Origin of the sequence: Streptomyces bobili, assembly GCF_002154575.1 — a bacterium.
Classification (GTDB): Bacteria; Actinomycetota; Actinomycetes; order Streptomycetales; family Streptomycetaceae; genus Streptomyces; species Streptomyces bobili.
Window position 1 is genome coordinate 1 of sequence record NZ_MUBA01000569.1, and the last position, 6,552, is coordinate 6,552.

At 73.8% G+C, this 6,552-nt stretch carries 6 protein-coding genes; 3 read left to right on the forward strand and 3 right to left on the reverse strand.

Annotated elements, in window-relative coordinates; all coding sequences use genetic code 11:
- The 3 genes from BZL64_RS33710 to BZL64_RS33720 all read right to left on the reverse strand — a co-directional run.
- The coding region (locus tag BZL64_RS33710; protein ID WP_107430395.1) for a roadblock/LC7 domain-containing protein at nucleotides 1-474 on the reverse strand (474 nt) is incomplete at its 3' end.
- A gap of 34 nt (nucleotides 475-508) precedes the next feature.
- A complete protein-coding gene (locus BZL64_RS33715) occupies nucleotides 509-1,333 on the reverse strand; it encodes a hypothetical protein (RefSeq protein ID WP_086772899.1) in 825 nt (274 codons plus the stop codon).
- Nucleotides 1,330-1,722 (reverse strand): hypothetical protein, encoded by a 393-nt coding sequence (locus BZL64_RS33720; protein WP_086772900.1) that lies wholly within the window; start codon nucleotides 1,720-1,722, stop codon nucleotides 1,330-1,332. The genes BZL64_RS33715 and BZL64_RS33720 overlap by 4 nt, the downstream gene beginning before the upstream one ends.
- A gap of 459 nt (nucleotides 1,723-2,181) precedes the next feature.
- Here BZL64_RS33720 and hutU point away from each other — a divergent pair, with 459 nt between their 5' ends.
- The 3 genes from hutU (at nucleotide 2,182) to BZL64_RS33735 (ending at nucleotide 6,538) form a co-directional block, all read left to right on the forward strand.
- Nucleotides 2,182-3,846: a urocanate hydratase gene (hutU, locus tag BZL64_RS33725; protein WP_086772901.1), complete on the forward strand. Its 1,665-nt coding sequence runs from the start codon at nucleotides 2,182-2,184 to the stop codon at nucleotides 3,844-3,846.
- A 116-nt stretch (nucleotides 3,847-3,962) separates the two neighbouring features.
- On the forward strand, nucleotides 3,963-5,189 hold the full coding sequence (locus BZL64_RS33730) for an allantoate amidohydrolase (RefSeq protein WP_107430396.1): 1,227 nt from the start codon (nucleotides 3,963-3,965) through the stop codon (nucleotides 5,187-5,189).
- On the forward strand, nucleotides 5,186-6,538 hold the full coding sequence (locus BZL64_RS33735; protein ID WP_086772902.1) for a formimidoylglutamate deiminase: 1,353 nt from the start codon (nucleotides 5,186-5,188) through the stop codon (nucleotides 6,536-6,538). Before BZL64_RS33730 ends, BZL64_RS33735 begins: the two co-directional genes overlap by 4 nt.
- Nucleotides 6,539-6,552: the final 14 nt, after the last annotated feature.

The window sequence follows — 6,552 nt, forward strand, 5'->3', positions numbered from 1 at the left end:
CCTGGCCCACGACACGCCCGGTGTGGAGGCGCTCCTGGTCCGGGCGGCGGGCGTCCGTGCGGGAGCCGTCCTGGCCGGGCCGGGCGCCGGGGCGCGCGCCCGCTCCGCGGCGTCGACGAGTTCGCCGACGCGGGTGCCGCACCGGCGGCTCTCCAGGTGCAGTCGGCCGACGTTGACGCGATCCTGCGCGAGCACCGTCAGTACGGCGATCCCCCCGGCCGCGTACGTCGCGACGTAGCCGTGGACGCCGCGCACGAGCAGCTCACGGAAGGCGCCCTGGCCGGTGGTGTCCGCGAGCCGCACGGCGACGGCCAGCGAGGTCGCGGTGAGCGTGGCCACCCCCTCCGCCTCCACACCGGGCGTGTCGTGGGCCAGGACGAGCCCGTCCACGCCGGCCACGAGCGCCCCGGTCAGCTGGGGCACCCGCGCCCGCAGTCGTCGCAGCTCGGCGAGTATCTCGGGTTCCGCGGCCATCAGTACGCTCCTCTCGGCGCGCGGTCGCTGCCGTTCAAAGGGCCTCCAGCGCATCCCTGAGCCTCTTCAGCAAGGTGATGTCGGGGTCGTTGACCTGGGGCAGGGCGAGCGCCGGCGGCGGCTGCGCGACCGGCGGCGGGAACCGGGCGGTCACCAGCCCGGCCGCCGCCAGCCGCCGGACGTCCATCAGCGTGGGGAACGCCGGCCGGCCCAGCTCCCGGGCGATGTCCGACGCCGTGCGCACACCGTCCACCAGCGCCAGCACCGCGCGCTGCCGGGACGGCGGCTGCGGGGCGGCGGCCGGGTCGGCCCGCAGCAGCGGGGCGCTGTCCGGAAGCGGATCGGGCCACAGCCGGTGCAGCAGCTCGCGGCGGCGCAGCGTCTCCCGCTCCACCGCGTCGACCGGGACCGGCCGCAGCGCACCGAACCAGTGACCGGCGCCGTACCGGAAGCGGCCCGGAGCGCTGCTCGGCGCCAGCGCGAAGTACGCGGCGTCGTACAGCGCCCCCAGATGGCACATCTCCAGGGCGCCCCGCCCGATCCGGCCGGCGTCGAGCAGCAGGCGGGCGGCACCGCGCTCCTCGCCGGCCCGCTCCACCGCCTCCCACCACACGCCGGGCTCCAGCGTGCCGTGGGTCAGGAGGAGCACGTCGAGGCCCGGGGCGAAGGGACTCTCGGCGTGCACCACCCGGCCCTCGGCCAGATAGAGCGCTCCGCGCTCGCGCTCCAGGACACCGGTGGCGCGCTCGGCGGCGAGCCGGGTCAGCATCGGCGAGACCGCTCCGCTCCCGCGCTCCCGGCCCGCCGTCCGGTCGCGCACCGGCAGCCGGGGCGGCGGGGTGGTCCCCACGACGGTCATCCCAGCACCAGCCGTCCGGCCATCTCGCCCAGCCGGATGCGGGCCAGCGCGAGATTGCCGTCCGGCCGGGCCAGCCACACGTGCAGGAACACGCTGCTGTCGAAGGACGTGGGCACGAACCGCAGCACGTGGTAGCTGTCCCGGTTGCTGATGATCAGGTCCTCGACCGGGGGATCGGCGTCCTCGCCGCCGTCGTCGGGCGTGAACGCCCGCTGCTCCGCCGTGAGCCGCGCGACCTCCGCGGCCTCGGCGGCGGCGGCCTCGTGGTCACCGCCCGGGAACTCCCCGACCGTGCCGAGGGCCAGCCCGCTGGTCCAGTCGACCAGCGCCGCTCCCCGGGCTCCGGGCAGCCGCATGGCCTCCAGTAGACACTCGTCGATTCCGGGCACCGTTGGCTCCCCTCCTGCCTGCGGTTCGGCTGAGTGAGGAAGAAGCTACGCAACGTGTGCGCGAGGGGTGAGTCTTCTGGCATTTTCCAGCGGAACATGCGCGGCGGTGACTAGGGTGGGTCGACTGACCATGTTTTCCGGGCCGGTTCAGCTGGTTCAGCCAGTTCAACACCGTGTCGCCGGGCGCGCGTCAAGAGCGCGCGGGTGGCGAAGGGGTGGTGCGGCGCTGCTGCGCGCGCCCCTGGATCCACGCTGAGCGCGCGGCTGCCCCTGTCGGGTCGGCCCTCGTGGTGGCGTGCCCCTGCCGGGCGATCCTTCTCCCCCTGAGTGCCCCCTCCGCCCCTTTCCCTGAGCCCGTCCACACCCTTCGGTGTATTGACTAGCCCTATTCACCAGGTCAGGATGTGAATAACCACTGCAACTATCCGTCGGGATCGCCCACCCTCCAGGAGGCAGACCATGTCAGGACCCCGCCCCGTCCGAGCACCGCGCGGTACGGAACTGAGTGCCCTGGGATGGCAGCAGGAAGCCGCCCTGCGGATGCTGCAGAACAACCTCGACCCCGAGGTCGCCGAGCACCCCGACAAGCTCGTCGTCTACGGCGGCACCGGCAAGGCGGCCCGCGACTGGCGCTCCTTCGACGCGATGGTGCGCACCCTGCGCACGCTCAAGCAGGACGAGACGATGCTCGTCCAGTCCGGCCGCCCGGTCGGCGTCATGCAGACCCACGAATGGGCCCCGCGCGTCCTGATCGCCAACTCCAACCTCGTCGGCGACTGGGCCAACTGGGAGGAGTTCCGCCGCCTGGAACAGCTCGGCCTGACCATGTACGGCCAGATGACCGCCGGTTCCTGGATCTACATCGGCACCCAGGGCATCCTCCAGGGCACCTACGAGACCTTCGCCGCCGTCGCCGCGAAGCAGTTCGGGGGCACCCTCGCCGGGACGATCACGCTGACGGCCGGCCTCGGCGGCATGGGCGGCGCCCAGCCCCTCGCCGTGACCATGAACGACGGCGTGGCGATCTGTATCGACTGCGACCCGCGCGCCATCGACCGCCGCATCGAGCACCGCTACCTGGACGTGAAGGCCGACAGCCTGGAGCACGCCCTCCAGCTCGCCGTCGAGGCCCGCGACCAGCGCAAGCCCCTCTCCATCGGCGTCCTCGGCAACGCCGCGGAGCTGGTCCCGCAGCTCCTCGCCATGAGCGCGCCCATCGACATCGTCACCGACCAGACCTCGGCCCACGACCCGCTGGCCTACCTGCCCACCGGGGTCGCGTTCGAGGACATGGCCGACGCCGCCGCGAAGGACCCGGCCGGCTTCACCACCCGGGCCCGCGAGTCCATGGCCCGGCACGTCGAGGCGATGGTCGGCTTCATGGACGCCGGCGCCGAGGTCTTCGACTACGGCAACTCCATCCGCGGCGAGGCCCAAGTGGCCGGATACGACCGCTCCTTCGCCTTCCCCGGCTTCGTCCCCGCCTACATCCGACCGCTGTTCTGCGAGGGCAAGGGCCCCTTCCGCTGGGCCGCCCTGTCCGGCGACCCCGCCGACATCGCCAAGACCGACAAGGCGATGCTCGACCTGTTCCCGGAGAACGAGTCCCTCGCCCGCTGGATCAAGCTGGCCGGTGAGCGCGTCCACTTCCAGGGCCTGCCCGCCCGCATCTGCTGGCTCGGCTACGGCGAACGCGACAAGGCCGGTGAACGGTTCAACGACATGGTCGCGAGCGGCGAGCTGGCCGCACCGCTGGTCATCGGGCGGGACCACCTCGACTCCGGCTCCGTCGCCTCGCCCTACCGCGAGACGGAGGCCATGCTCGACGGCTCCGACGCGATCGCCGACTGGCCGCTGCTGAACGCCATGGTCAACGTGGCCTCGGGCGCCTCCTGGGTGTCGATCCACCACGGCGGCGGCGTCGGCATGGGCCGCTCCATCCACGCCGGCCAGGTGACGGTGGCCGACGGCACGAAGCTGGCCGGCGAGAAGATCCGGCGCGTGCTCACCAACGACCCCGGCATGGGCGTCATCCGGCACGTCGACGCCGGATACGACATCGCGGAGTCGGTCGCCGACGAGCGGGGCGTGCGGGTGCCGCTGCGCGAGGGTGACGGCGCGTGACCCGTCCGGGGATCGAAGCGGGCGGCAGCCGCCCGGCGGCGGACGAGATCCTGCCGCCGGACGCGGACGCGGACGGGGGTGGGCACGCGGGTGCGGCCGGTGCGTCCTTCCAGCAGATGTGGCGCGACCTGCGTCCCATCGGGCGGCACCCGGACTCCGGTGGCTACCGCCGTTACGCCTGGACGGCCGCCGACGCCGACTGCCGGGCCTGGTTCCAGGAACAGGCCGAGGCACGCGCACTGGCCTACGAGGTCGACCGCAACGGCAACCAGTGGGCCTGGCTCGGCGACCCCGCCGCCGGGAACGCCGTCGTCACCGGGTCGCACCTCGACTCGGTGCCCGACGGGGGCGCCTTCGACGGGCCCCTCGGCGTCGTGTCGTCCTTCGCCGCCCTCGACGAACTGCGCCGCAGGGGAGCGCGGTTCACCAGGCCCCTCGCCCTCGTCAACTTCGGCGACGAGGAGGGCGCCCGCTTCGGGCTCGCCTGTGTCGGCTCCCGGCTCACCGCCGGGCACCTCACGGTCGAGCAGGCCCACCGGCTGACCGACGGCGACGGCATCACCCTGCCGCGGGCCATGGAGGCCGCCGGCTACGACCCCGACGCCATCGGCCCGGACCCGGAACGGCTCTGCCGGATCGGCGCCTTCGTCGAACTGCACGTCGAGCAGGGCCGCGCCCTCGACCTCAGCGGCGACCGGGTCGGCATCGCCAGCGCCATCTGGCCGCACGGCCGCTGGCGGTTCGACTTCCGGGGCGAGGCCAACCACGCCGGCACCACCCGGCTGGTGGACCGGCGCGACCCGATGCTGCCGTACGCCGAGACCGTGCTCGCCGCCCGCCGCGAGGCCCGGCTGGCCGGGGCCGTCGCCACCTTCGGCAAGATCTCCGTCGAGCCGAACGGCGTCAACGCCATCCCCTCCCTGGTGCGCGGCTGGCTCGACTCCCGCGCCGCCGACCAGCTGAGCCTCGACCAGGTCGTCGGCGGTGTCGAGAGCGCGGCCCGCGAGTACGCGACGGCACACGGAGTCGACCTGGAGGTCGTCCGCGAGTCCTTCACGCCCGTCGTCGAGTTCGACCACGCCCTGCGCGACGAACTCGCCCGCCTCCTGGGCCGGGAAAGCGGCCGGGAAAGCGGCCGGGACACCGGCCTCAAGGTCCCCGTCCTCGGCACGGGCGCCGGACACGACGCCGGAATCCTCTCCGGGAGCATCCCGACCGCCATGCTGTTCGTGCGCAACCCCACGGGCGTCTCGCACTCCCCGGCCGAGTACGCGGCCGAGGACGACTGCGTGGCCGGGGTGCTCGCGCTCGCCGACGTACTGGAAGGGCTGGCCTGCACGTGACCCCCACGCAGCGGACACGGACGTACTGGCTGGAGCACGCCTGGCTCGGCACCCACGTCGAGCCGGGGGTGGCCGTCGAGGTCTCGGACGGCCGGATCACCGCCGTCCGCACGGGCGTCGACGCCCCGCCGCCCGGCGCCGAGATCCTGCGCGGGCTGACCCTGCCGGGCCTGGCGAACGCCCACAGCCACGCCTTCCACCGTGCCCTGCGCGGCACCGTGCAGGTCGGCTCCGGAACTTTCTGGACCTGGCGCGAGGTCATGTACTCCGTCGCCGACCGGCTGACCCCGCAGACCTACCACCAGCTGGCCCGCGCGGTGTACGCCGAGATGGCGCTCGCCGGCATCACCGCCGTCGGCGAGTTCCACTACGTGCACCACGCGCCCGGCGGCACCCCCTACGCGGACCCCAACGCGATGGGCGAGGCACTGATCGAGGCCGCCGCCGAAGCCGGTATCCGCATCACCCTCCTCGACACCGCCTATCTCTCGTCAGGCTTCGGACAGGCCCCCAACGCCCGCCAGCTCCGCTTCTCCGACGGCGACGCGGACGCCTGGGCCGAACGCTGTTCACTTCTCAAGGAACGGGATCACGCACGGATCGGAGCCGCGATCCACTCCGTACGGGCCGTGCCCGCCGGGCAGTTGGCGACCGTGGCGCGCTGGGCGCAGGAGCGCGGGGCACCCCTGCACGTCCACCTGTCCGAGCAGACCGCCGAGAACGACGCCTGCCGCGAGGCCCACGGCCGCACCCCGACCCAGCTCCTCGCCGAGCACGGCGTCCTCGGTGAGCGGACCACCGGCGTCCACAACACCCACCTCACCGACGAGGACATCGCCCTCCTCGGCCGCTCCCGCACCGGCACCTGCATGTGCCCGACGACGGAACGGGACCTCGCCGACGGCATCGGCCCGGCCGTCGCCCTGCAACAGGCCGGCTCCCCGCTCTCCCTCGGCTCCGACAGCCACGCCGTGATCGACCTGCTCGAAGAGGCCCGCGCGATGGAGCTGAACGAGCGGCTGCGCAGCCGCACCCGGGGGCACTGGACGGCCGCCGCCCTGCTGCGGGCCGCCTCCGCCGACGGTCACGCCGCCCTCGGCCGTGACGACGTGGGCGTGCTGGAGACCGGCAAGGCCGCCGACTTCACGACGATCGCGCTCGACTCGGTCAGGACAGCGGGCCCGCTGCCCAGGCTGGGCGCCGAGACGGCCGTATTCGCGGCGACCGCGGCCGACGTACGGCATACGGTCGTCGCCGGGCGGCACGTCGTACGGGACGGGGCGCACACGCTCGTCCCGGATGTGCCGCAGGCCCTCGCGCGGGCCGTCGAAGCCCTGCGCTCCCACTGACAGCACCCGCCGAC